General features: G+C 60.2%; 20 protein-coding genes. 15 read left to right on the plus strand and 5 right to left on the minus strand.

Features of this window, described 5'->3' with window-relative positions; genetic code table 11:
* Positions 1 to 119 precede the first annotated feature (119 nt).
* Together DCO47_RS14750 and DCO47_RS14755 are read right to left on the minus strand one after the other, a co-directional pair.
* On the minus strand, positions 120 to 1,514 hold the full coding sequence (locus tag DCO47_RS14750; protein WP_042607708.1) for a PhoH family protein: 1,395 nt from the start codon (positions 1,512 to 1,514) through the stop codon (positions 120 to 122).
* 338 nt (positions 1,515 to 1,852) lie between these two features.
* Complete coding sequence (locus DCO47_RS14755) at positions 1,853 to 2,977, minus strand: polysaccharide deacetylase family protein (RefSeq protein WP_065615834.1); 1,125 nt, start codon at positions 2,975 to 2,977, stop codon at positions 1,853 to 1,855.
* Positions 2,978 to 3,234: 257 nt separating this feature from the next.
* On the opposite strand from DCO47_RS14755, the gene yaaA reads away from it, so the two are divergent.
* The 15 genes from yaaA (at position 3,235) to DCO47_RS14830 (ending at position 23,011) form a co-directional block, all read left to right on the plus strand.
* Positions 3,235 to 4,014, plus strand: coding sequence for a peroxide stress protein YaaA (gene yaaA / locus DCO47_RS14760; RefSeq protein WP_064364416.1), 780 nt, complete (start codon positions 3,235 to 3,237; stop codon positions 4,012 to 4,014).
* 809 nt (positions 4,015 to 4,823) lie between these two features.
* Positions 4,824 to 6,140, plus strand: coding sequence for a nucleotide sugar dehydrogenase (locus DCO47_RS14765; RefSeq protein ID WP_042607705.1), 1,317 nt, complete (start codon positions 4,824 to 4,826; stop codon positions 6,138 to 6,140).
* Between the two features lie 79 nt (positions 6,141 to 6,219).
* Positions 6,220 to 7,701 (plus strand): mannuronan synthase, encoded by a 1,482-nt coding sequence (gene alg8 / locus DCO47_RS14770; protein WP_162276426.1) that lies wholly within the window; start codon positions 6,220 to 6,222, stop codon positions 7,699 to 7,701.
* Between the two features lie 35 nt (positions 7,702 to 7,736).
* Complete coding sequence (locus tag DCO47_RS14775; RefSeq protein WP_042607703.1) at positions 7,737 to 8,906, plus strand: alginate biosynthesis protein Alg44; 1,170 nt, start codon at positions 7,737 to 7,739, stop codon at positions 8,904 to 8,906.
* A gap of 9 nt (positions 8,907 to 8,915) precedes the next feature.
* Positions 8,916 to 10,421, plus strand: coding sequence for an alginate biosynthesis TPR repeat lipoprotein AlgK (gene algK / locus DCO47_RS14780; protein ID WP_173867379.1), 1,506 nt, complete (start codon positions 8,916 to 8,918; stop codon positions 10,419 to 10,421).
* Positions 10,418 to 11,899: an alginate export family protein gene (locus DCO47_RS14785; RefSeq protein WP_042607701.1), complete on the plus strand. Its 1,482-nt coding sequence runs from the start codon at positions 10,418 to 10,420 to the stop codon at positions 11,897 to 11,899. The genes algK and DCO47_RS14785 overlap by 4 nt, the downstream gene beginning before the upstream one ends.
* A 26-nt stretch (positions 11,900 to 11,925) precedes the next feature.
* Positions 11,926 to 13,497 carry a mannuronan 5-epimerase AlgG gene (gene algG, locus DCO47_RS14790; RefSeq protein ID WP_064364545.1) on the plus strand — a complete coding sequence of 524 codons (1,572 nt, stop codon included), beginning with the start codon at positions 11,926 to 11,928 and terminating at the stop codon, positions 13,495 to 13,497.
* Positions 13,498 to 13,508: 11 nt separating this feature from the next.
* The gene (locus tag DCO47_RS14795) at positions 13,509 to 14,975 is read left to right on the plus strand and encodes an alginate O-acetyltransferase (RefSeq protein WP_042607700.1); all 1,467 of its coding nucleotides are present in this window, start codon (positions 13,509 to 13,511) and stop codon (positions 14,973 to 14,975) included.
* An 8-nt stretch (positions 14,976 to 14,983) separates the two neighbouring features.
* Positions 14,984 to 16,108 (plus strand): mannuronate-specific alginate lyase, encoded by a 1,125-nt coding sequence (locus DCO47_RS14800; protein WP_064364419.1) that lies wholly within the window; start codon positions 14,984 to 14,986, stop codon positions 16,106 to 16,108.
* Between the two features lie 285 nt (positions 16,109 to 16,393).
* Positions 16,394 to 17,959 (plus strand): MBOAT family protein, encoded by a 1,566-nt coding sequence (locus tag DCO47_RS14805; protein ID WP_065615832.1) that lies wholly within the window; start codon positions 16,394 to 16,396, stop codon positions 17,957 to 17,959.
* A 10-nt stretch (positions 17,960 to 17,969) separates the two neighbouring features.
* Entirely contained in the window at positions 17,970 to 19,142 is a 1,173-nt protein-coding gene (locus DCO47_RS14810; RefSeq protein ID WP_116658363.1) for an alginate O-acetyltransferase, read from the plus strand.
* Positions 19,143 to 19,156: 14 nt separating this feature from the next.
* Positions 19,157 to 19,813, plus strand: coding sequence for an alginate O-acetyltransferase AlgF (locus DCO47_RS14815; protein ID WP_042607696.1), 657 nt, complete (start codon positions 19,157 to 19,159; stop codon positions 19,811 to 19,813).
* A 155-nt stretch (positions 19,814 to 19,968) separates the two neighbouring features.
* Complete coding sequence (locus DCO47_RS14820; protein ID WP_042607695.1) at positions 19,969 to 21,420, plus strand: mannose-1-phosphate guanylyltransferase/mannose-6-phosphate isomerase; 1,452 nt, start codon at positions 19,969 to 19,971, stop codon at positions 21,418 to 21,420.
* Between the two features lie 265 nt (positions 21,421 to 21,685).
* Positions 21,686 to 22,150: a hypothetical protein gene (locus DCO47_RS14825; protein ID WP_042607694.1), complete on the plus strand. Its 465-nt coding sequence runs from the start codon at positions 21,686 to 21,688 to the stop codon at positions 22,148 to 22,150.
* 36 nt (positions 22,151 to 22,186) lie between these two features.
* Entirely contained in the window at positions 22,187 to 23,011 is an 825-nt protein-coding gene (locus tag DCO47_RS14830; protein ID WP_116658364.1) for an SDR family oxidoreductase, read from the plus strand.
* 89 nt (positions 23,012 to 23,100) lie between these two features.
* Here DCO47_RS14830 and DCO47_RS14835 read toward each other — a convergent pair whose 3' ends face one another.
* From DCO47_RS14835 to DCO47_RS14845, 3 genes are read right to left on the minus strand one after another with little or no spacing between them, the layout of a single operon-like run.
* Positions 23,101 to 23,967, minus strand: coding sequence for an HlyD family secretion protein (locus DCO47_RS14835; RefSeq protein WP_042607692.1), 867 nt, complete (start codon positions 23,965 to 23,967; stop codon positions 23,101 to 23,103).
* A 23-nt stretch (positions 23,968 to 23,990) separates the two neighbouring features.
* Positions 23,991 to 24,191 (minus strand): DUF1656 domain-containing protein, encoded by a 201-nt coding sequence (locus DCO47_RS14840; protein ID WP_041479478.1) that lies wholly within the window; start codon positions 24,189 to 24,191, stop codon positions 23,991 to 23,993.
* Positions 24,181 to 26,373 carry an FUSC family protein gene (locus DCO47_RS14845; protein ID WP_116658365.1) on the minus strand — a complete coding sequence of 731 codons (2,193 nt, stop codon included), beginning with the start codon at positions 26,371 to 26,373 and terminating at the stop codon, positions 24,181 to 24,183. The genes DCO47_RS14840 and DCO47_RS14845 overlap by 11 nt, the downstream gene beginning before the upstream one ends.
* Between the last annotated feature and the right edge of the window lie 95 nt (positions 26,374 to 26,468).

The following is a 26,468-nucleotide window of genomic DNA, read 5'->3' on the forward strand; positions in this document are numbered from 1 at the left end:
GTATTCAACATTGATGTCGACTGATCGACCGCTATCGCGAGCAGGCTCACTCCTACATTTTGATTTGCATAGGCCATAAAAACGGGCGGCCGACTGGCCGCCCGGTTTTGGGTGAAGGATTACAAATGCGATTCGGCGTATTCGGCCAGGATCGAGCGAGGCACCCCTTGCAGGGTGATGTGCACACCGTTGGGGAAATCCTTGAAGCGTTCGGTCAGGTAAGTCAGCCCGGAGCTGGTCGCGGACAGGTAAGGGGTATCGATCTGTGCCAGGTTACCCAGGCACACCACTTTGGAACCGGCGCCGGCACGGGTGATGATGGTCTTCATCTGGTGCGGCGTGAGGTTCTGGCATTCGTCGATCAGGATCAGGCTCTGCTGGAAGCTGCGACCGCGAATGTAGTTGAGCGATTTGAACTGCAACGGCACTTTGCTGAGGATGTAGTCGACGCTGCCATGGGTGTTCTCGTCATCCATGTGCAAGGCTTCGAGGTTGTCGGTGATGGCGCCCAGCCAAGGCTCCATTTTTTCCGCTTCGGTGCCGGGCAGGAAACCGATTTCCTGATCCAGGCCCTGCACGCTGCGGGTGGCGATGATGCGGCGGTAGCGCTTGCTGACCATGGTCTGCTCGATCGCAGCGGCCAGCGCCAGGATGGTTTTACCCGAACCGGCGGCGCCGGACAGGTTGACCAGATGAATGTCCGGATCAAGCAACGCGTACAGCGCCAGACTCTGATAGATGTCGCGCGGCTTCAGCCCCCACGCCTCCTGATGCAGCAGCGGTTCCTGATGCAGGTCGAGGATCAGCAGTTTGTCTTCCTGGATTTCCTTGATCCAGCCGACAAAGCCCTGCTCGTCGATAATGAATTCGTTGATATGCACTGCTGGCAGGTTGTCGATCAACTGCACCTGGTGCCAGGTGCGGCCATGGTCCTGGCGGGTTTCGACCTTGCTCACGCGGTCCCAGAAGGAGCCGGTCATGTTGTGGTAGCCATTGGGCAGCAGTGACACGTCATCGACCAATTGGTCGGTGCTGTAGTCCTCGGCGTCGATGCCGCAGGCGCGCGCCTTGAGGCGCATGTTGATGTCTTTGGTGACCAGCACCACCGGTTTCTGCGGATCGCGAGTGTGCAGATCGATCAGTTGGTTGATGATTTTGTTGTCGTTCAGGTGCTCGGGCAGAATCAGATTCGACTCGGCCTGCTTGCTCATCAGAATTGACAGCAAGCCCTTCGGCCCGCCCTTGCCACGCTGGATCGGCACGCCCAGTTCAACGTCTTCGGGAGACGCGTCGCCCAGGGTCTTGTCGATCAGGCGGATCGCCTGGCGGCATTCGGCGGCCACGCTGTGATGGCCGCTCTTGAGCTTGTCCAGCTCTTCCAGCACGGTCATCGGGATGGCGACGTGGTGTTCTTCGAAATTCAGCAGGGCATTTGGATCGTGAATCAATACGTTGGTATCGAGTACATACAGGATTGGCTGGTTGGAGGAAGGGCTGCGTCCGTGATCATCCATACTCGGTCACCTATGTGGGAGCCATTCGACGCAATACCGTGACAGTGCTGCGCCTCGAGGTGACTGCCGAATTCATCCACGAGGGCCTGGATGAACTGCACACAATAGGAGTCTTGGAAGACGCCACCTGTGTTGCAGGTTTCGGCGGTCTGTCTTCGTAATACTCCAAAACCGATGACATAAAAAAGTACTTTGACGGTTTTTTTAAGTTTATTTTGCAGAGTGACGAAAAGGCCTTGGCGGACTCCCCAGACACCGCTAAAGTCGGAAGTCCGCCTGCATCGAATTCCCGGCAAAAATCACCCCAAGCCCAATGTTTCCGGGCTTTTTTTAGTTTCTCAACGAAACGCGTCCTGGCAGTCTTCCCAACCGATACCGCTCTGCGCAGTCTGGGTGATCAGCCACGGCAGCGAAGTCTTCACGGCGTCCTGTTTCATGTTGAAATTGATCACCCCGTGACGCCACAACAGCATCAGGGTCAACACCCGCTGCGCGCTGGCCGGGCCCTTGAGCTTGCCGGCACCGTCCTGGGCATCGATGTCCCACAGCGCCACTTGCAGGCCCTGGGTATTGAAGAAACCTTGCGCGTCGCTGCGGCGCTGGCCATCCGGCGGACGGAACAGCGGCACGAAGTTTTCCGGCAGTTTGTTCTTCACCAGATCGGCGCTGCGCCGTACCGAATCCTGCCAGTCCTGCCAATGGCTGTGGGAGCGGAATTCCCAGCCCTGCACGCCAACGCACTGCCGGGAGAAGCTCGCTTGCAGGCTGCTGACCGAACGGCCGGCGAGCCGCGCCTGGATATCCTTGCCCAAGACGAAAAATGTTCCGCTCAGATTCGATTTGCGCAGATATTCGGTCAGCCAGTCGGTGTTGTCCGGTTGCAGGTTGGCGGCGCTGTCGAAAGTCAGCAGAAACAGCCGGTCGTGCATGTCTTCGCCGTTACGCTCGTAGTCACCGAAACGATCGAATTCATTGCTGGTTTGCGGCGACAGCGCGGCCTTGCGCATCAGCTCGTCCAGATACTGCAAATGGAAGATCCGGCTCGGCTCGGCCCATTTGGTGTAATAACTGTCGTCGCTGACCACGAACTTGGCGGCCTGCTCGCGCAGGGTCGGCAGGTCTTCGACAAGGAAGCAGAACGAGGCGTCCTGATCGCAGCTTTGCTGGGCGTGATTGTAATTGGTCAGCAAGCGCTGCCAGAGACGCTGGCGCAACTGATTGATCGCATCGATATTGACCGTGCGCAGGCCCAGGCGCTGGGCGAGTGCCGCCTCGTCGATGGATTCGGTGCCGAGCAGGCCGCGAGCGAACATAAGGATTTCCGCCCGCGACGCGACGTCGAACAGGGTCGGATTGCTCAACTGCTCCGGCCAAGTCGTGCGATCCAGCGTCGCCGCATCGCCGGGCGCCGCCACGGCCGCGTAGCTCAGCAGCCACGCGGTGAATAAAAGAACAATGCGCAAAGGGATGCCTCCATAACAAAACCCGCGCGGCACTATATCGCGGGTGGATCAAAACAAAGATCAAAAGATCGCAGCCTTCGGCAGCTCCTACCTGTCCCCATTGAATTCATTGCGGTTTCATCTCGAGCGCAATCTGTAGGAGCTGCCGAAGGCTGCGATCTTGTTCCATGACACCACCGATCACCTATCACGCTCATAGCTGGAGTCAACAAGGACAACCCCCTAGAATCGCCCCCACGATTAAAGGAGACGACTTCATGCTGATGGTGATTTCCCCCGCCAAGACTCTCGACTACGAAACACCGCCGGCGACCCAGCGCTTCACCCAGCCGCAATACCTCGACCATTCCCAGGAGTTGATTCAGCAGCTGCGCGAGCTGAGCCCGGCGCAGATCAGCGAATTGATGCACGTGTCCGACAAGATCGGTGGCCTCAATGCCGCGCGATTCGGCAGCTGGACGCCAGCCTTTACTCCAGAGAACGCCAAGCAGGCCCTGCTCGCATTCAAGGGTGACGTGTATACCGGCCTTGACGCTCAGTCCTTCAGCGAGGCGCAATTCGATTACGCGCAAAAGCACTTGCGCATGCTCTCCGGCCTTTATGGCCTGCTGCGCCCGCTGGACCTGATGCAACCGTATCGTCTGGAAATGGGCACCAAACTGGCCAACGCCCGTGGCAAGGATCTGTATGCGTTCTGGGGCACGCGCATCAGCGAATGGCTGAATGAGGCGCTGGCCGAGCAAGGCGATGACGTGCTGCTCAACCTTGCATCAAACGAGTACTTTTCCGCGGTCAAGCGCAACGCTCTGAAGGCGCGGATCATCAACACCGAGTTCAAGGACCAGAAGAACGGCCAGTACAAAATCATCAGTTTCTACGCGAAGAAAGCGCGCGGCCTGATGAGCCGTTTTGTGATTCAGGAACGCATCAACGACCCGGCTCAGCTCAAGCAGTTCAATGTGCAGGGTTATCGCTACAGCGCCGAGCAATCGAAACCCGACAATCTGGTGTTTTTACGCGACCACGCCCCGGAATAAAGCATGCCCTTTGCACGACTCTTTTCTCTGGGAGTCGTGCAGTCCGCCCGAAGTCAAAATCCCCCCGCAGCATATCGCCAATTTCATGGCGCCAATAAAACCACGACCTGTTTTCTAATTTTAGTTTCACTCGACACTCAAGTTTTTTTTCAGTAGTGGCACCTAAATTTTTTACCCGTAGTGGCACAAAACTATCGACCCCGTTTTCACCTCGATCAATAAAGGGCCAAGTCGCTAGTGCTATCAATTTGCTCTCAGTGCCATCTTGGTCAATATTTCAAAAAATTTCGGGTGGCACGATGAGCGGGCTGGAACTATGTCCAAATGCGTTGCTCATACCACCGGTAACGATTCTCGCCGAGTTTGTACGAGATAACTTACGCAGAGCTGATAGCCATGTAACCAAGTTGTCACACCAACTTGCCTGAGTGACTAACGAGTCTCAAAACAATCGAAGGACAGGAGATACGCACCATTAATATCCCCTACTAAGGCCAAGGCCGCGCCCCTATAAACGTGCTCGCCTGAGCACCTAACTGCTTGATTTACGGGCCCCCTACCCGACGTCGAGCAGGCTACATAACTGCACAAGAGTCTTCCCGCACGGAAGATCGGCTGCATAACAGGGCAAGTCATAACAACAAGGCCTAGTTGCGCACTTCTTGAGTGCATTTATTAGACACTCGGAACTTTGTATGCCTGCACACGGCATTGTGGCGCCTGTAAGCCGCACTTTCGAGTGCACTAGTGACCGCTGAACACCATTAACTCCGGCCATCTAAGGCCAGATATATACAGAGGTAATTGCGATGCGCATCAGCATATTTGGTTTGGGTTACGTTGGCGCAGTATGTGCCGGTTGCCTGTCTGCACGGGGCCATGACGTAGTTGGCGTCGACGTTGCCAAAGACAAGATCGACATGATTAACGCCGGCAAATCGCCAATCGTTGAACCGGGCCTGGGCGAACTTCTGCAACAGGGCGTCCAGACCGCTCGTCTGCGCGGTACGACCAACTTCGCCGAGGCGATTCGTGATACTGACCTGTCGATGATCTGCGTCGGCACGCCAAGCAAAAAGAACGGCGACCTGGAACTGAACTACATCGAGGCCGTGTGCCGCGAGATCGGTTTTGTCCTGCGTGAAAAAACCACCCGTCACACCATCGTCGTGCGCAGCACCGTGCTGCCAGGCACCGTGGCCAACGTGGTAATCCCGATTCTGGAAGACTGCTCGGGCAAGAAGGCTGGCGTCGATTTCGGCGTAGCGGTCAACCCGGAATTCCTGCGTGAATCCACCGCCATCGCCGACTACGATCACCCTCCGATGACCGTCATCGGCGAGTTCGATACCGCGTCGGGCGACGTTCTGCAATCGCTGTACGAAGAACTCGACGCACCGATCATCCGCAAGGACATCGCCGTTGCCGAGATGATCAAGTACACCTGCAACGTCTGGCACGCCACCAAAGTGACCTTCGCCAACGAGATCGGCAACATCGCCAAAGCGGTCGGCGTCGATGGCCGTGAAGTGATGGACGTGGTCTGCCAGGACAAGACACTGAACCTGTCCCAGTACTACATGCGCCCGGGCTTCGCTTTCGGCGGTTCGTGCCTGCCCAAGGACGTACGTGCGCTGACCTACCGCGCCGGCTCCCTGGACGTCGAAGCACCGCTGCTCAACTCGCTGATGCGCAGCAACGAATCGCAAGTGCAGAACGCTTTCGACATCGTTGAAAGCCATGACAAACGCAAAGTCGCCCTGCTCGGTCTGAGCTTCAAGGCCGGCACCGACGACCTGCGCGAAAGCCCGCTGGTCGAACTGGCGGAAATGCTGATCGGCAAGGGCTACGACCTGAGCATCTACGACAGCAACGTCGAGTACGCCCGCGTCCACGGTGCGAACAAGGACTACATCGAATCGAAGATTCCGCACGTGTCGTCCCTGCTCAACTCGGACTTCGACTCGGTGATCAACAACTCCGACGTGATCATCCTCGGCAACCGCGACGAGAAATTCCGTTCGCTAGCCCACGAAGCGCCGCAAGGCAAGCAAGTCATCGACCTGGTGGGCTTCATGTCCAAAGCCACCAGCGCCGGTAGCCGCACCGAAGGCATTTGCTGGTAAGGCAAGCCTCAAGCTTCAAGCCGCAAGCAAAAGCAACACGCTTGCGGCTTGAAGCCTCCATCACCTTCGGATGACGGTTATGACCAAGCTCAAACATTTTTTTCTGCAATCAGCCGGCTGGCTTTTTTATCTCAGTCTGCTGATGGGCCTGGCCTTGATGCTGCCCACGTCCACATTCGACTCCGAGTCGAAGGACTTCATTTTCCTGATTGGCGCCGTGGGTATCTGGCGCTACTCGATGGGTGCAACGCACTTTGTGCGCGGCATGATTTTTCTCTACATCGTTTACCCGCACCTGCGTCGCAAAGTACGCAAGCTGGGTAAAGCGGCTGACCCGTCGCATGTGTTTCTGATGGTCACCAGCTTCCGTATTGACGCGCTGACAACCGCGCAGGTCTACAGCTCGGTGATCCGCGAAGCCATCGACTGCGAACTGCCGACCACCATTGTCTGCTCGATCGTGGAAATGTCCGACGAGTTGCTGGTCAAGGCGCTGTGGGCGCGGATGAATCCGCCGGAGCGAGTCAAGCTCGACTTCGTACGCATTCCCGGTACCGGCAAGCGCGATGGTCTGGCGTTCGGTTTCCGCGCGATCTCCCGTCACCTGCCGGACGACCGTGCCGTGGTGGCCGTGATCGACGGCGACACCGTGCTCGGCGAAGGCGTCGTGCGCAAGACCGTGCCGTGGTTCCAGCTGTTCGGCAATGTCGGCGGCCTGACCACCAACGAGTTTTGCGAAGTGCGCGGCGGCTACATCATGAGCGAATGGCACAAGCTGCGTTTCGCCCAGCGCCACATCAACATGTGCTCGATGGCCCTGTCCAAGCGCGTACTGACCATGACCGGTCGGATGTCGGTGTTCAAAGCCTCCGTGGTGACCAATCCGGAATTCATCGCCGACGTTGAAAGCGACTCGCTGCAACACTGGCGTCTGGGGCGTTTCAAGTTCCTGACCGGTGACGACAAGTCGAGCTGGTTCAGCCTGATGCGCCTGGGTTACGACACCTTCTACGTGCCGGACGCCGCGATCAACACCGTTGAGCACCCGCCGGAAAAGAGCTTCATCAAGGCCAGCCGCAAGCTGATGTTCCGCTGGTACGGCAACAACCTGCGCCAGAACTCGCGTGCACTGGGCCTGGGTATCCGCCGCCTCGGCGTGTTCACCTCGGTGGTGCTGTTCGACCAGCGCGTGTCGATGTGGACCTCGCTGCTCGGTCTGACCGTGGCACTGATCGCCAGCTTCAAATACGGCACCGCGTTCATCCTCGTGTACCTGCTGTGGATCGGCATCACCCGCCTGATCCTGACGCTGTTGCTGTCGTGTTCCGGCCACCGTATCGGCCCTGCTTACCCGGCGATTCTGTATTACAACCAGATCGTTGGCGCCATGGTGAAGATCTACGTGTTCTTCCGCCTCGACCAACAATCCTGGACTCGCCAGCCCACATCCCTGACCCGTGATCTCGCCAGCTTTCAACGTTGGTTCAACACCTGGTCGTCTCGGACCATGACCTTCTCCGCCGGCAGCATTTTTGTCGCCGTGCTGCTGATGATGGTCTGACCCGCTCCTATTGAATTAACAAGGAAATCGCCCCTATGAATACCGCCGTCAACGTCAACGTAGTGCATGAATCCGAAGCCCAGCGCCAGCACGCTCGCGTGAAAATCCCGGCCAAGCTGCGTTTCTTCGGCCCTGACCGGACTCCGCTCGAAGCGCGGGTCCTCGATCTGTCCGCTGGCGGTCTGGCGTTCAACGCCGGGCAGATGCCGCTGACCATCGGCGAGGTGTACAAGGCGCGTCTGCAATTCGTCATCGACAACCTCGGCCTGGCCATGGACGTTGAACTGCAGGTGCGCTCCTTTGATCGCGCCACCGGCCGTGCCGGCTGCCAGTTCCAGAACCTCGAGCCGCAGGACATTTCCACTCTGCGCCACCTGATCACTTCGCACCTGGCCGGCGACATCGTCAGCATCGGCGAAGTGCTGGCGACCCTGCAGCGCGACAACTTCACCAAGGCGCGCAAGAACAAGACCGACGATACCGGCATGACCCCGTTCGGCCGTCTCAAAGCCGTGACCTTCAGCGCCGGTATTTTCGCTGTCGGCCTGGTCGCTGCCGGTTTCATCTTCAAGTCGGTGTACGGCATGTACTTCGTCAGCCATGCGCAGGCCGGTCTGGTCAGCGTGCCGGGGATGAACATCACCATGCCGCGCGACGGCACCGTGCAAAGTCTGGTCAAGTCCGACGGCGTCGCTGCCAAAGGCGCACCGCTGGCGACCTTCAGCACCAGCATGCTCGACGTGCTCAAGGGCCATCTGGCCGAAGATCAACTGGCCCCGGCCAAGGTTGAAGAATTGTTCGGCAAGCAAATGACCGGCACCCTGACTTCGCCGTGCGACTGCACCGTGGCCCAGCAACTGGTGGCTGACGGTCAGTACGCGAGCAAGGGCGACGTGATCTTCCAGTTGGTGCCGCGCAACACCCAGGCCAACGTTGAAGCACGCTTCTCCTATCGCCAGTTCGGCGACGTGCGTCCGGGTACGCCAGTCAGCTTCCAGATCGCCGGCGAAGACAAGACCCGCACCGGCAAGATCGTCAGCAGCACCAGCCTGAAGAGCGCCGACCTGTCCTCCGACATCCGCGTGCAGATCCAGCCAGACGAGCCGCTCGACAGCAGCCTCGCCGGCCGCCCGGTGGAAGTGAACAGCGACCGTGGCCCGAACCTGAACTGGCTGATCGACAAAGCCATGGCTGCCGGTCTTTAAGTCGAGGACATGCCTGTGACTACGCATAACTTGAACACACCGCCGACCCTGTGGGAGCGAGCCTGCTCGCGATGGGATCGCCGCGGTTTGTCTGATGTACCGAGTCGCTTGCATCGCGAGCAGGCTCACTCCTACAAGGGAACGGTGTGTGCCCTGGCATTGGCAGTGAGTCTGGCCGGTTGCGCCGGGCTGCCCGATCAGCGTCTGGCCAACGAAGCGCTCAAGCGTGGCGACACCGCCACCGCCGCGCAGAATTACCAGCAACTGGCCGATCTGGGTTACAGCGAGGCGCAAGTCGGTCTGGCCGATATCCAGGTCGACAGCCGTGACCCGGCGCAGATGAAACAGGCCGAAGCGACCTATCGCGCAGCGGCCAGCGTGTCGCCGCGAGCCCAGGCACGTCTGGGTCGTCTGCTGGTGGCCAAGCCGGGCTCCACCGAAGCCGAACACCATGAAGCCGAAACCCTGCTGAAAAAAGCCGCCGCCAATGGCGAAGGCAATACGTTGATCCCGCTGGCGATGCTGTACCTGCAATACCCGCACAGCTTCCCGAACATCAACGCCCAGCAGCAGATCGATCAGTGGCGCAAGTCGGGCTACCCGGAAGCCGGTCTGGCGCAGGTGCTGCTGTATCGCACCCAGGGCACTTACGACCAGCACCTGGATGACGTGGAAAAGATCTGCAAGGCCGCAATCAACACCACCGACATCTGCTATGTCGAACTGGCTACCGTCTACCAGAAACGTGGCCAGGCGGAGCAACAGGCCGAACTGATCAAGCAGATGCAGGCCGGTTACAGCCGTGGCACCGTCACCGCGCAGCGAGTCGATTCCGTGGCCCGCGTGCTGGCCGATTCGACCCTGGGCAAGACCGACGAAAAAACTGCGCAGGCGCTGCTCGAGCCGATCGCTCCGGGCTACCCGGCGTCGTGGGTCACCCTCGCCCAATTGCTTTACGACTTCCCCGAACTGGGCGACGTCGACCAGATGATGAAGTACCTGGACAATGGCCGCGCCGCCGATCAGCCGCGCGCCGAACTGTTGCTGGGCAAGGTCTACTACGAAGGCAAAATGGTTCCGGCCGACGCCAAAGTCGCCGAGGAACACTTCCAGAAAGCCGTTGGCCGCGAAGTCGCCGCCGACTACTACCTCGGCCAGATCTATCGCCGTGGCTACCTCGGCAAGGTCTATCCGCAGAAGGCCCTCGACCACCTGCTGACCGCTGCGCGCAACGGCCAGAACAGTGCTGACTTCGCCATCGCCCAGCTGTTTTCCCAAGGCAAGGGCACCAAGCCCGATCCGCTGAACGCCTACGTATTCAGCCAACTGGCCAAGGCGCAGAACACCCCGCAAGCCGATGAACTGGCAGCGACCCTCGAGGCGCAATTGCCGCCCGAGCGCCTTCCCGAAGCCCGCCGCCTGTTGCAACAGGAACAGGCCAGCCGTGGCGCCCTGAACTCGAACACGCTGCAACTGCACGCCCTGCAAGAAGAAGACGGCGAGGAAAAACTATGAAGCTGAACCCATTCGTGAAGGCCGGTATTGGCCTCACCTTCGCGCTGATCTGGTCTTGCCCGACACTGGCTGCGATGACTGAAAGCAAGAACTTCGGTCTGGAAGTGAAACTCACCGGTCAATCCGAAGACGACCGTGACCTCGGCACTGCCGGTGGCGGCGACGTCAATGGCGTGGGCCTCGACCTGCGTCCGTGGATCTACGGCGAAAGCGGCGCGTGGAGCGCCTACGCGATGGGCCAGGCGGTGACTTCCACCGACATCATCGAGACCGACACCCTGCAGCAGTCCGACGGTGAACAGACCACCGACAGCGGCGATCGCGAAACCAAGAAAAACTACCTGGCGATGCGCGAGTTCTGGGTCGGCTACAGCGGCTTCACGCCGTACCCTGGCGAGATCCTCAAGTTCGGTCGCCAGCGTCTGCGCAATGACGACGGCCAATGGCGCGACACCAACATCGAAGCGCTGAACTGGACCTTCGACACCACCCTGCTGCGCGCCAATGCCGGTGTTGCCGAGCGTTTCAGCGAATACCGCACCGACTTGAAAGAGCTGGCGCCGAAAGACAAGGATCGCCTGCACGCCTACGCCGACGCCGCTTACCAGTGGACACCGGGCCAGTGGGTCGGCATTCGCGGTCACCACACTCACGACGACGGCAAACTCGATTACGCCGAACCGGGCGTCCCGCGCGACTCGCTGGACAAGACCGAGAACGGCGACATCAGCTGGATCGGCCTGACTGCCGACAGCGACGCCTACAACTGGCGCAACACCAACACCGTCAACTACTGGGGCAGCATCACCGGCATGAGCGGCGACCGCGATACGGTCAACGCGCTGAACGCCGATGGCACGCGCCCGACACAAGCCAAGCGCAGCGATGACATCAGCGGCTGGGCCGCCGATGTCGGCGTGCGCCTGCGCCTCGATCCGCAATGGCAAGTCGGCGGTGCCTACGCCCGCGCCAGTGCCGATTACGAACAGAACGGTCTGGAGAGCAACCGCTCCAACTACACCGGTACCCGTTCGCGCGTACACCGTTTCGGCGAAGCATTCCGTGGCGAAATGAACAACATGCAGACCGCCACCCTGTTCGGTTCGTGGATGGTCAACGACGAGTACGACGCCAGCCTGATCTACCACAAGTTCTGGCGTGTCGACGGCAACAAGCCGGTCGGCAGCAACGGCATCAACGCGGTGGAAAACAACACCGACGACGTCACCGGCGCGATCCTCTCCAGCACCTCGCTGCCGCTTGAAGATGGCAACAAGGACCTGGGTCAGGAAATGGACCTGGTCGTCACCAAGTACTTCAAGCAAGGCCTGTTGCCGGCGGCGTTGAGCCAGTCGATCGACGAGCCTTCGGCACTGGTGCGTTTCCGTGGCGGTGTGTTCAAACCGGGCGATGCCTACGGCAGCCAGGTTGATTCCTACATGCACCGCGCATTCATTGACGTGATCTGGCGCTTCTGATGCAAACCGCCAAGGGAGTGCCCGACATGATCAGCACCAGAACAGGCTCACTCAGCCTGCTGGCCGGCGCGATGCTGCTGGCCAGCGCCGGCGCCTTCGCCAATGTTGAACCGGCGAAACCTGCGACCGTGGCCAAGGAACTGCAACAGGCCAAGACCTACACCGTCAGCAGCGCGCCGACCGAGGCGCTGCAACTGGCCAAGCCGAAACTGCCCGACCTGTCCGGCTTCACCGCCGAGGCCGCTGCGGCGAAAATCGTGCGTAGCAAACCGGGCAAGATCAGCGTGCGCCGGATGATGCAGGAAAACGCCCTGAAGGATTTCATCGGCGGCGATAACAAGATGGCCGAATGGGTCGTGCGTCAGCACGGCATCCCGCAGGCGATCTTCATCGACGACGGCTACATGAACCTCAAGGATCTGGCGAAAAAACTGCCCAAGCAGTATTTCAGCGAGACCTCGCCGGGCGTGTACCTGGCCAAATTGCCGATCGTGGTCGGCGAGAAAGGCATCCTCGAAATCGACGGTCAGACCCAGGAACTGCGCCTGTCGCAAGAGGCCGGTTCGTTCCTGATCAACGACGGTCAGTTGTTCGTGCGTGACACCAAAGTCACCGGCTGGCGCGAAAAGGACAACGGCCCGGCAACCTTCCGTTCGCCGAAGGAATTCCGTCCGTTCCTGCTCGCCTGGGGCGGCACCGAGACCTACATCGTCAACAGCAAGATGGCCAGCTTCGGTTACGCCAACAGTAAGTCGTACGGAGTGAGTATTTCCCAGTACACGCCGAACATGGCCAAGGTTCTCAAGCGCCCGGAACCGACCGGCTGGATCGTCGGCTCCGAGTTCTCGGACATGTGGTACGGCTTCTACTGCTACGAAACCCGCGACTTCGTGGTCAAGGGCAACACCTACAAAGACAACATCGTCTACGGCATCGACCCGCATGACCGCTCGCACCGTCTGATCATTGCCGAGAACACTGTTCACGGCACGAAGAAGAAGCACGGGATCATCATTTCCCGTGAGGTCAACGACAGCTTCATCTTCAACAACAAGAGTTACGACAACAAGTTGTCGGGCCTGGTGATCGACCGTAACAGCGTCAACAACATCATTGCCTACAACGAGATCTACAAGAACCACACCGACGGCATCACGCTCTATGAGTCCGCCGACAACCTGCTGTGGGGCAACAAGGTCATCAGCAATACCCGTCACGGCATCCGTATTCGTAACAGCGTGAACATCCGCCTCTACGAAAACGTCGCCATGACCAACGGCCTCACCGGTATCTACGGCCACATCAAGGACCTGACCGACACCGACCGTGACATCAAGCTCGACCCGTTCGACGCGCAGGTGTCGCTGATCGTGGTTGGCGGCGAACTGGCGGCCAATGGCAGCGGCCCGCTGTCGATCGACTCGCCGCTGAGTGTCGAGCTGTATCGCGTGTCGATGCTGGCGCCGACCAAGTCCAGCGGCATCAGCTTCAACGGCATCCTCGGCGAGCGCCAGGATGAAATTCTCGACCTGCTGGTGCGCCAGCAGAAAGCCGTGCTGATCGACCCTGTCGAACGCCAGACCGAATTGCAGGACTGAGGATAATTTTTATGCACCCACACATGATCAAACTGCTCAGCCTCTCGGCCCTGACTCTCGGCATTCTTGCTGCCGGCAACGCACGCGCCGACGCTGAAGGCGCAAGCGTCACCCCACCGAAGTTCACCGCCGAGCCATGCTGCAACCTGTGCCCGGCGGCCCATGACGCGAAAAACTACACAACGCGTTATCAGCAGAACTTCACCACCCTGGTACAGGCGCAGGGCGACTGGCTGTTCCGTACCCAGGAAGATTTGCGCACCGAGTTCAACACCACGCCGGCCGGCTACAAGCGACTGCAACAGTTGCACGATGCGTTCAAGAGCAAAGGCGTCGAACTGGTGATCGTTTACCAGCCGACCCGAGGCCTGGTGAACCGCAACAAGCTCAACCCGCAGGAGAAAGCCGCGTTCGACTACGAGAAAGCCTTGGGCAACTACAAGACCATGCTCGGCCGTTTCGCGAAGATGGGTTACGTGGTGCCGGACCTGTCGCCCCTGACCAACGAATCGTTGCCGGACACCCTGCCCGCCCACGATTTCTACTTCCGTGGCGACCAGCACTGGACGCCATACGGCGCTCAGCGCACGGCAAAAATCGTGGCGGAAAAGGTCAAGCAGATCCCGGCTTTCGCCGACATTCCCAAGCGTGAATTCGAGACCAAGAAGTCCGGGCGCATGGGCAAGACCGGCACCCTGCACAACATGGCCGGGCAACTGTGTGGCACCAGCTACGCGATCCAGTACATGGACCAGTTCACCACCGAGCCGAAAGGCGAGGCAGGCGACGGCGATCTGTTCGGCGATTCCGGCAATCCGCAGATCACTCTGGTCGGTACGTCGCACAGCGGCAAGAACTACAACTTCGCCGGTTTCCTTGAAGAAGCCATCGGCGCCGACATTCTCAACGTGGCCTTCCCCGGCGGCGGTCTGGAAGGTTCGATGTTGCAGTACCTGGGCAGCGAAGAATTCCAGAAGACCCCGCCGAAGATTCTCATCTGGGAATTCTCGCCGCTGTATCGCCTCGACCAGGAAACCATCTATCGCCAGATGATGGCGCTGCTCGACAACGGTTGCGAAGGCAAAGACGCACAGATGTCCGCCAGCACCACGCTGAAACCGGGCAGCAAGCAAGAACTGCTGGTCAACAGCAAGAACCTGAACCTGCAGAACGCCAGTCATCAGGTCGACATCCGCTTCGCCGACACCTCGGTGAAAACCCTGCAAGCCACCCTCTGGTACATGAACGGTCGCCACGAGGACATCAAGATCGAGAAACCGGAAACCTCCGACACCGACGGTCGTTTCGCCTTTGAGCTGCGCACGGACGAAGACTGGGCCTCGCAAAACCTGCTGGCGGTCGAAGTCCAGGGTCCTGAAGCCGGACCTGGCGCCGCGCCACAAAAAGTCGAAGCGAAAATCTGCAAACGCAACGTATTCCCGGGCGCTGGTCAACAGACCGCGCAGCTCGGGCAATGAGGTCTGCTATGCGAAATCCGAAACTGAAAAATCTGTTGGCACCGACGCTCCTGAGCCTGGCGATGTTCGCCGGGGCAACCCAGGCCGCTGCGCCATTGCGTCCACCGCAGGGCTACTTCGCCCCGGTGGATAAATTCAAGACCGGCGACAACAGCGATGGCTGCGATGCCATGCCGGCGCCGTACACCGGACCGCTGCAATTTCGCAGCAAATACGAAGGTTCGGACAAGGCCCGCGCAACGCTGAACGTGCAGTCGGAAAAAGCCTTTCGCGACACCACCAAAGACATCACCACGCTGGAGCGCGGCACCGCCAAACGCGTCATGCAGTTCATGCGCGACGGTCGCCCGGAGCAGCTCGAATGCACGCTCAACTGGCTGACCGCGTGGGCCAAGGCCGATGCGTTGATGTCGAAAGACTTCAACCACACCGGCAAGTCGATGCGCAAATGGGCGCTGGGCAGCATGGCCTCGTCGTACATTCGCCTGAAGTTTTCCGACTCGCATCCGCTGGCCCAGCATCAGCAGGAAGCGCAGCTGATCGAAGCCTGGTTCAGCAAAATGGCCGATCAGGTGGTCAGCGACTGGGACAACCTGCCGCTGGAAAAAACCAACAACCACTCGTACTGGGCCGCCTGGTCGGTGATGGCCACCGCCGTCGCCACCAACCGCCGCGACCTGTTCGACTGGGCGGTGAAGGAATACAAGGTTGGCGTCAATCAAGTCGACGCCGACGGCTTCCTGCCCAACGAACTCAAGCGCCAGCAACGCGCCCTCGCCTATCACAACTACGCCCTGCCGCCGCTGGCGATGATCGCCAGTTTCGCTCAGGTCAACGGTGTCGATCTGCGTCAGGAAAACAACGGCGCACTGAAGCGTCTCGGTGATCGTGTGCTGGCCGGTGTGAAGGACCCTGATGAGTTCGAAGAAAAGAACGGCAAAAAGCAGGACATGACTGACCTGAAAGAGGACATGAAATTCGCCTGGCTCGAACCGTTCTGCACCCTCTACACCTGTGCGCCGGATGTGATCGAGAAGAAGCACGGCATGCAGCCGTTCAAGACCTTCCGCCTTGGCGGCGACCTGACCAAGGTCTACGACCCGTCCCATGAAAAGGGCAACAAGGGTTCTTGAAAGGCGAAGAGCAAAAGCCCCTCACCCTAACCCTCTCCCGGAGGGAGAGGGAACTTGACGAGGTGCTTTTCTGAAATTCGCCGACCTGCAATATCGAGCCGATCTCCTTTTCTGAAAACCATGGAGATCAGGCTCCCTCTCCCTCCGGGAGAGGGCGGGGGGTGAGGGGCGCGGTTTGACGGCCAGCCCAGACCTCAAGCAAACACTGTGTCACCCCTCCACTACCACGGGGGGTTTGGGGGGGCTTTGGCCCTTGACTGTTGGTTCAAACATGGAGAGATCGGGATGGTATTTTCATCCAACGTGTTCCTGTTTCTGTTCTTGCCGATCTTTCTCGGCTTGTACTACTTGAGCGGGCAACGCTATCGCAACCTGCTGCTGCTGATCGCCAGCTACGTGTTCTACGCCTGGTGGCGAGTGGACTTCCTCGCACTGTTCGCCGGCGTCACGCTGTGGAACTACTGGATCGGCCTTAAAGTCGGTGCCGCCGGCGTCAGGACCAAACCGGCGCAGCGCTGGCTGTTGCTCGGCGTGGCGGTGGACCTGTGCATCCTCGGCTACTTCAAGTACGCCAACTTCGGCGTCGACAGCATCAACGCGATCATGACCTCGTTCGGTCTCGAGCCGTTCATCCTCACCCACGTACTGCTGCCGATCGGTATTTCGTTCTACATCTTCGAATCGATCAGCTACATCATCGACGTGTACCGTGGCGACACTCCGGCCACGCGCAACCTGATCGACTTCGCAGCGTTCGTGGCGATCTTCCCGCACCTGATTGCCGGCCCGGTCCTGCGTTTCCGCGACCTCGCCGATCAGTTCAACAACCGCACGCACACCCTCGACAAGTTCTCCGAGGGCTGCACGCGGTTCATGCAGGGTTTCATCAAGAAAGTCTTCATCGCCGACACCCTCGCCGTGGTTGCCGACCATTGCTTCGCCCTGCAGAACCCGACCACGGGCGATGCCTGGCTGGGTGCGCTGGCGTACACCGCGCAACTGTATTTCGACTTCTCCGGCTACAGCGACATGGCCATCGGCCTGGGCTTGATGATGGGTTTCCGCTTCATGGAAAACTTCAAGCAGCCGTACATCAGCCAGTCGATCACCGAGTTCTGGCGCCGCTGGCACATCAGCCTGTCGACCTGGCTGCGTGACTATCTGTACATCACCCTCGGCGGTAACCGCAAAGGCACGCTGATGACCTATCGCAACCTGTTCCTGACCATGCTGCTCGGTGGTCTGTGGCACGGCGCGAACATCACTTACATCATCTGGGGCGCCTGGCACGGCATGTGGCTGGCGATCGAAAAAATGCTCGGCCTGAACACCTCGCCGCGCAGCCTCAATCCGATCCGCTGGGCACTGACCTTCCTGCTGGTGGTGATGGGCTGGGTGATCTTCCGTGCCGAGAACCTGCACGTTGCCGGACGCATGTACGGCGCGATGTTCAGCTTCGGTGACTGGTCGCTGTCGGAACTCAATCAGGCCAGCCTGACCGGCCTGCAAGTGGCAACCCTGGTGGTGGCTTACGTGACCCTGGCGTTCTTCGGCCTGCGTGATCTGTACACCAATCAGCCGCCAGCCAAGACCAAACCTGAAGTCAACGTCGAGGCCGATGGCCCTGCCACTGCGACCCCGGGAATGATCAAGGCAGCGCCTGGTGAAAATCCTGCGAGCATCCATGAACCTGGCTACACCGTCGGCGTCGAAGCCCAGGTGCAACCGGCCTACTGGACCGCGGACTGGTCGCGCTACGTGATGCGCGGGCTGATTCTGCTGTTGTTCATCGCCTCGATTCTCAAACTCTCGGCGCAAAGTTTCTCGCCGTTCCTTTACTTCCAGTTCTGAGGGATCTGACATGACCCGCTCATTACGCATCTTCTACATCGCCCTGTTCCTGGTGACGCTGTTGGTCCTGGGCCTGTGGTCGGTTCGCAGCTTCTTCGGCTTCAGCACCAACGCCGATGCGACGGTGCTCAACGGCCGCTGGACGAAGGCGGTGGAAACCCACTATGACGATGAATTCCCGATCAAGCGTCTGGGCACCAACCTCTGGGCCGCGCTGGATTTCAAACTGTTCAACGAAGGTCGTCCGGGCGTCGTGCTCGGCCGCGACCAGTGGTTGTACAGCGATGAGGAATTCAACCCGATCGTCAACGAAGAGCAGAACCTGCAAGGCAACTACGCGCTGGTCGAAGGCGTGCGTCAGACCTTGAAAGAGAAAGGCGTGAAACTGGTGATGGCGATCGTGCCGGCCAAGGTGCGTCTGTACCCGGAGCATCTGGGTGAAGTGAAGCCTGCGAGCATTCACCAGAATCTGTATCAGGATTTCCACGCCCGTGTCGCTGCCGACAAGATCCTCGCCCCTGACCTGCTCGGCCCGCTGCAACAGGCCAAGCAGAACGGTCAGCAAGTGTTCCTGCGCACCGACACCCACTGGACCCCGGAAGGCGCCGAAATCGCGGCCAACACGCTGGCCAGGACCATTGCCGAGAAATTCCCGCTGAGCGGCGAGCCACAGCGCTTCGTCACCACGCCAGCTGAGAAGGTCACGCACAAGGGCGATCTGCGTCTGTTCCTGCCGCTCGATCCGCTGTTCGAAAACATGATGCCGGCGCCTGAGCCTCTGCTCAAACGCAACACCGTGGCCGCCGAGCAACCTGCCGGTGACGACGCCCTGTTCACCAACAGCGAAGTACCGGTGGCACTGATCGGCACCAGCTACAGCGCCAACCCCAACTGGAACTTCGTCGGTGCGCTCAAGCAAGCGCTGCACAGCGACGTCGTCAACTACGCCGAAGACGGCCACGGCCCGATTCTGCCAATGCTCAGCTACCTGAAAAGCGATGACTTCAAGAACAGCCCGCCACAAGTGCTGATCTGGGAGTTTCCTGAACGATATCTGCCTGTGAACAACGAAATCGGCGACGCCGACCCACAGTGGGTCGCAGAGCTCAAACAAGCCGGCGCCCGCCAACAAAACGTAGCCATCAACACTAAATCCGAGACGCCCGATCGGGCGCAAAACTGAAAGAGAGGTACACCATGACTTTCACTACTACTCCTCGTCGTCTCGCTAAAAGCTTCGCACTGGTTGCTGGCCTCAGCGTGCTTTCCGTCCCAGCCTTCGCCGGTGGCGATGCTGCACTGTACGGCCCGACCGCGCCGAAAGGCTCGACCTTCGTACGTGTCTACAACGCCAGCAACGCTGAAGTCAGCGCCACTGTCGGCAGCACCAGCCTGAGCGATATCGCGCCACTGGCCAGCAGTGACTTCAGCTTCATGCCGGGCGGCGACTACAGCGCCAAGATCGGCAGCCAGACCCTGCCAGTGAAACTCGCCGGTGACCACTACTACACCCTGGTCAACAACGCTTCCGGCGCGCCACAACTGATCGAAGAACCACCGTTCAAGAACAAGCAGAAATCCCTGGTGCGCGTGCAGAACCTCAGCGACAAGCCGCTGACCCTGAAGACCGCCGACGGCAAGACCGAAGTGGTGCCGAACGTCGCAGCCAAGGGCCGTGGCGAACGTGAAATCAACCCGGTGAAAGTCAGCCTGGCGCTGTACGAAGGCGACAAGAAAGTCGGCGACGTAAAACCGGTCGCGCTGGAGCGTGGTGAGGCAGCCGTGCTGTACGTCACCGGCAACGGCAGCAACCTGTCGCCAGTCTGGGTAAAACGCCCGGTGTCGACTCGCTAACCCTTTTCCCGAACTGACGCAGTAACCCTTGTAGGAGCGAGCCTGCTCGCGAATACGGTCTGACATGCAGCATCAATGTCGACTGAGCCAGCGCTTTCGCGAGCAGGCTCGCTCCCACAGGGCTCTAACCAAATTGATTTTATGGAGTAAAAACTATGATTCCGGTGATCTTGTCAGGTGGTAGCGGTTCGCGTCTGTGGCCTCTTTCGCGCAAGCAATTCCCCAAGCAATTCCTCGCCCTGACCGGCGAACACACCCTGTTCCAGCAAACCCTCGAGCGCCTGGTGTTCGAAGGCATGGACACGCCGATCGTGGTCTGCAACAAGGAACACCGTTTCATCGTCAACGAGCAACTGGCCGCACGCAATCTGGAATGCCAGCGCATCCTGATGGAACCGTTCGGCCGCAACACTTCGCCGGCCGTGGCCCTGACCGCGATGATGCTGGTCAATGAAGGACGCGACGAACTGATGCTGGTGCTGCCGGCCGACCACGTGCTGGAAGACCAGAAAGCCCTGCAACGCGCCCTGGCCCTGGCCACCGTCGCGGCGGAAAACGGCGAAATGGTCCTGTTCGGCGTGCCGGCGACCAAACCGGAAACCGGCTACGGCTACATCAAGTCCACCGCTGATTCGCTGCTGCCCGAAGGCGTCAGCCGTGTCTCGCACTTCGTCGAAAAACCGGACGTGAAGCGCGCCACCGAGTACGTCGAATCCGGCGGTTACTACTGGAACAGCGGCATGTTCCTGTTCCGCGCCAGCCGCTTCCTCGAAGAACTGAAAAAACACGATCCGGACATCTACGACACCTGCCTGCTGACCCTCGAGCGCAGCCAGCAGGACGCCGACAGCGTCACGTTCGATGAAGCCACCTTCGCTTGCTGCCCGGACAACTCCATCGACTACTCGGTGATGGAAAAGACCCAGCGCGCCTGCGTGGTGCCGCTGACTGCAGGCTGGAGCGATGTCGGTTGCTGGTCGTCGCTGTGGGAAGTCAATGAAAAAGACGCCAACGGCAACGTCAGCAAAGGCGACGTGGTGATTCAGGACAGCAAGAACTGCATGATCCACGGCAACGGCAAACTGGTTTCGGTAATCGGTCTGGAAAACATCGTCGTGGTCGAAACCAAGGACGCGATGATGATCGCCCACAAGGACAAGGTCCAGGGCGTCAAGCAGATGGTCAACACGCTCAACGAGCAGGGCCGCAGCGAAACCCAGAACCATTGCGAAGTGTATCGTCCGTGGGGCTCGTACGACTCGGTGGACATGGGCGGGCGTTTCCAGGTCAAGCACATCTCGGTCAAGCCGGGCGCGTGCCTGTCGCTGCAAATGCACCACCACCGCGCCGAACACTGGATCGTGGTCAGCGGCACCGCCGAAGTGACCTGCGACGAGAACGTGTTCCTGCTCACTGAAAACCAGTCGACCTACATCCCGATCGCCTCGGTGCACCGCCTGCGCAACCCGGGCAAGATCCCGCTGGAAATCATCGAAGTGCAATCGGGCAGCTACCTGGGCGAAGACGATATCGAGCGTTTCGAAGATATCTACGGCCGCTCCACCCCGGTCGAGCGCGGCGTCTCGGTGAAAACCATCGCGCAGTAATCGCTCGCTGAAACAAGAAGCCCTCGTCCAGCCCGTTGCGTCCCCTATCCGCAGCGGGCTGGGCGGGGGCTTTTTTTGTCTTGATTCTGTGTAGCCAGAAATGGCCTCTTCGCGAGCAGGCTCGCTCCCACACTTGAAAACTTTCCCTGTGGGAGCGAGCTTGCTCGCGAAGAGGCCCTCTCAGACACCCCTGGTGCCAATGCCCATCGCCAACCTCCCCTGCGCTTAGGTAGGATGCCTCTCTGTCTCTGCGAGGTTATCCGACATGTTCATCGGCATCCTGCTGGTCATCACCTGGTTGATCCTGCTGCTGCGCTATCCGGCCAAGGCCTTGCCGGTTTCGGTGGCCGCGGCAATCGGGCTGGGTTTTGTGGCCATGTGGGTGGTGTGGCTGGACAACCGCGAGATCAAGCAACTCGCGCGCCTGGAACTGCGCATCGCTTACGCTCCCGAACAATGCCCGGCCGACCGTCCGCTGCAATTGAAAATGAACAACGGCAACGACGTGCCGCTGACCGAACTGCGTTGGCGCATCGCTGCCTATGCGCCGGGCGATACGGTCAACCTGGCGGACAATCAATACACAGCCCCGCGTTATCGCGGCCCCGGCGAACTGCAGGCCGGCGCCACGTGGGAGGACTGCTTGCCACTGCCGCCGCTGCGCCCCGGCTATCGCCCGCAAAGCCTGGAGTTTCGCGCCGAGCATTTGCAGGGCAGTTTCTCCGACTGATCTCCTCCACACCTTATTTTGCACAAGGAATGCGCCATGCCCGTTGCGTTGATTACCGGTTGTTCCAGCGGCATCGGCCGCGCCCTTGCCGATGCGTTCAAAGCCGCCGGCTACGAAGTCTGGGCCAGCGCGCGCAAGACGCAAGACGTCGCCGCGCTCAGCGCCGCCGGTTTCATCGCGATCCACCTGGACGTCAACGATGGCGCCGCGCTGGAACAACTCGCCGAGCGCCTCCACCAGCAACACGGCGGCCTCGATGTATTGATCAACAACGCCGGTTACGGCGCCATGGGGCCGTTGCTCGACGGCGGCGTAGCGGCCATGCAGCGCCAGTTCGAGACCAATGTCTTTTCGATTGTCGGTGTCACCCGCGCGCTGTTTCCGCTGCTGCGTCAGGCCAAAGGTCTGGTGGTGAATATCGGCAGCGTGTCCGGTGTGCTGGTCACGCCATTCGCCGGTGCCTACTGCGCGTCGAAAGCGGCGGTGCATGCGCTGAGCGATGCCCTGCGCATGGAGCTGGCGCCGTTCGGTATCCGCGTGATGGAAGTCCAGCCCGGCGCGATTCAATCGAGTTTTGCCAAAAACGCCGGGCACGAGGCCGAGCAGTTGATCAACGAGCAGTCGCCGTGGTTTCCGCTGCGTGAGGGCATTCGCGCGCGGGCCAAGGCGTCGCAGGACAAGCCGACACCGGCCAATGAGTTTGCCGCCGAGGTGCTCAAGGCTGTGCAGCAGAGCAACCCGCCACGCTTGATCCGCATCGGCAATGGCAGCCGCGCGTTGCCGTTGTTGGCGGCGTTGCTGCCCAAGGGTTTGCTGGAATCGACGTTGATGAAGCGGTTCGGCTTGCGCGCGAAACTCTAGGCAGGGCGGCCCGCTCCCACAGGGATCTTCGGTGCAGCCTGGATTCAGTGTGGGAGCGAGCCTGCTCGCGAAGGGGACGACGCGGTCTGTCAGAGCTTCGCAGCAGTCTGGTTCACCACCACCGTGCAAGTAATCCCTGCCGCCAACAAAACCCCTTCCGGCACTTCATCAATGTGTATCCGCACCGGCACGCGCTGCGCCAGGCGCACCCAGTTGAACGTCGGGTTCACATCGGCGATCAGCTCGCGACTTTCCGGGTTGTCGCGGTCGTAGATGCCGCGTGAAATGCTCTCGACATGGCCCTTGAGCACTTCGCCGCTCATCAATTGCATATCGGCTTCGTCACCGACTTTCACATGCGGCAGTTTGGTCTCTTCGAAGAAGCCGTAGACCCAGAACGAGTTCATATCGACCACAGCCATTTTCGCCTCGCCGATGCGTGCGTAGTCGCCACGATGCACGTTGAGGTTGGTCACGTAGCCGTCCACCGCCGCGCGCACTTCGGTTCGTTTGAGGTTGAGTTCGGCCGCTTCCAGTTGTGCCTGGGCATGTTGGTAGTCAGCCAGCGCGGCGTCGGCGATGTTGCTGGCGTCGTCGCGGTTTTCCTTGGAGATCACCAGGTTGTCGAGGTCGGCGCGGCGGTGGGCGTTGACCTTGCGCATCTCCCAGGTCGACTTGCGCGAGGCAACCAGCGACTGCGCCTGCCTGACCGCGATGCGGTAGTGCTCAGGGTCGATGCGCATCAGCAGATCGCCCTTCTTCACCAACTGATTGTCACGCACCGGCACTTCTACCACTTCGCCAGTGACGTCGGCGGCGACGTTGATGATGTCGGCACGAACGCGGCCATCGCGAGTCCACGGCGTGTTCATGTAGTGCTCCCACAACGTGCGGCCGATCCACAGCGCCAGGGCCAGTACCAGCAGGGTCGCGAGCAGGCTGAAAAACTTTTTCATCGGGGCCTTCTTCAGAGAGAGAGTCAGCGGTAGACAGTCAGCGCCATGGCGCCGAACAGACAGGTAAACAGGCTCAGACGCAGCAGCGCCGGGTGCCAGAAAAAACGGTACAGATCGAACCCCGAGAGAAAGCGGTCCAGCGCCCAGGCCAGCCCCGCAGCGACAAAAAACATCAGGGTCATGGTCGGCATGTACACGCCGTGGAAAGCGATTTCACGAGGCATGGGCAAGTCCTTCGGGCCTGGCGGGAGCGAATTCGGCGAGGGGTGATTGCGGGTCGAGCAATGAGGTGCGGATGAAGTGCAGATAGCTTTTCACCCGCCGTAGCGCCGAGGTATCGAAGTGCGGCGCGAACGGTTCATCGGTGGCGGCGACGCGGCTGATGGCGTGATCGACCGCCACCAGTGCACGCTCAAGATTGCTCGCGTTCGGCTGCAGGAACAGGCGTACCAGCGCGCGGCCCATCACACGGATTGCCTGGCGCCACGGCTGCGATTCGGCATACGCCGGGTGCACTGGCAGGATTGCCTGCTCCTTGCGCAACTCGATGATCGCGTGACCGACTTCGAGCACCACGAACATCCAGCGCAGCAGAGTCTTCTGCACCTTCGGTTGCCCGGCCGCCAGGCCATAGGCCTGATGCAGCAGGTCGCGGGTGCGGCTCTCGAAACTCGAGGCCAGGCCCTTGAGCTTGCCGCTGATCGCGTAGACCACTTGCCCGCGCAGATCCTGCTCCAGGCGCTGCCATAACCAGCGACTGTTCGGCGGCAGAATGATCGCCCCGGCGGCGGCACACACGAGCATGCCCATGACCATGGCGATGTAGTCGTTGATGAAGGTGTAAGGGTTGTAAATCGTGAGGTTGTCCGGCACCGAACCGGTGCTGAAAAAAATCAGCAGGCCCAGCCCGACACCGGCGTACTGCGGCCGTGAGGCGAGGAACGAACCGAGCACGATCACCGGTGCGAGCATCACGCAGAGCAAGGGGAAACCGTCGATCCACGGGAAGATGAAAAACATCTCGACGAAGCCGATCAACGCGCCGAGAAAAGTCCCGCAGGCCATCTGAAAAGCCATGCGTTTCGGGTTCGGTGTAGCCGCAGACAAACCGACAGTGGCGGCGGCGATCAGGGTCATGGTCGCCCCGCTCGGCCACGCGGTCGCGACCCAGTAACTGCCCAGCACGATCAGGATGAACGAGGCACGGATCCCTGAGGCGGCCGCCGCCCACCAGTTGGTTTGCGGGGTGAACGGCTCGTCCCAGCGTTCACGTTCGTGGCGGTGTTCGGCCAGGGACGCGTGGGTCTGGGCATAACTGTGCAGGTCATCGACGAAGCGGTAGAGCAATTCGTAGGCGGTGTGGAAATCCAGTTGTTCGGCTTCACTCGGATCGCTGCTCTGGAAGATCCCGCGCAGGGTCCGCACCCGCGTCGGCAAGCCTTCCTTGTAGATCGAAAGCGCGGAAGCCAAACGGGCCGCGTCAGGGCTGGTCAGGGCACGGCCGCTGAAGCCGTCGAGCACTTCGGCGAGATCCTGCAGGCCCGGTTTGATTGCCGCCACGACATGTTCCTCGCCATTGCCGCGCAGGCGTTCAAGCAACTGATGCAAGGCGTTGAAGCGCGTGGTGATGCCCATGAACTCGCTGTTCAAACGACTCAGCCGACCGTTGCGACGGCGCATGTGCGGGTCTTCGAACACGGTCACGCTGCGCAGTCCTTCCAGGCCGACGGCCTCGGCAATGAAGCGCACGTTGCTGGCTTCGAAGGCCTCGGCTTTGCTGCGTCCGCGCAAGCCGTCGGTGACGAACAGGGCGAACACACCGAAGCGCTGATACAAGGCGTTGCGCATCGCTGCGCTGGCGGTCTGCGGCAGAATCGCGGCGCTGATCAGCGTCGCACAGAGAATCCCCAGCGAGATCTCCAGCACCCGCCACACTGCAGCCATGAATGCGCCGTCGGGATGCGCCAGCGCCGGCAATCCGACCATCGCCGCTGTGTAACCGGCAAGGACAAAACCATACGCGCGAAAGTTGCGGCAACGGGCGGCACCGGCCGAGCAGATGCCGACCCAGATCGCCAGCGAGCCGAGAAACAGTTCGGTGTTCTGCGCGAATAAAGCGATCAGCGTGACCATCATCGCCGACCCGGCCAGCGTGCCGAGGAAGCGATAGAAACTTTTGGCGAACACCTGGCCGCTCTGCGGCTGCATGACGATGAACACAGTGATCATCGCCGTGCGCGGTTGCGGCAACTCCAGACGCATCGCCAGCCACAGCGTGAGAAACGCAGCGAGCAACACCTTGAAGATATACACCCAGGTCACGCCATCGCTGCGTGCCCAGTCGAAGAAACCGCGACGCCATTCCAGGGAGTGGAGCCAGCGTAGAGATGCGGGCAAGGGAGTCATTGAATCCTGCTCAATAAATGAGGATCGAAGAATTTTTTATGCAGTACACAAAACCTGTGGCGAGGGCGCTTGCTCCCGCAGGGCTGCGCAGCGGC

The organism is Pseudomonas sp. NDM (genome assembly GCF_003105095.1).
GTDB classification, from domain to species: Bacteria; Pseudomonadota; Gammaproteobacteria; order Pseudomonadales; family Pseudomonadaceae; genus Aquipseudomonas; species Aquipseudomonas moraviensis_A.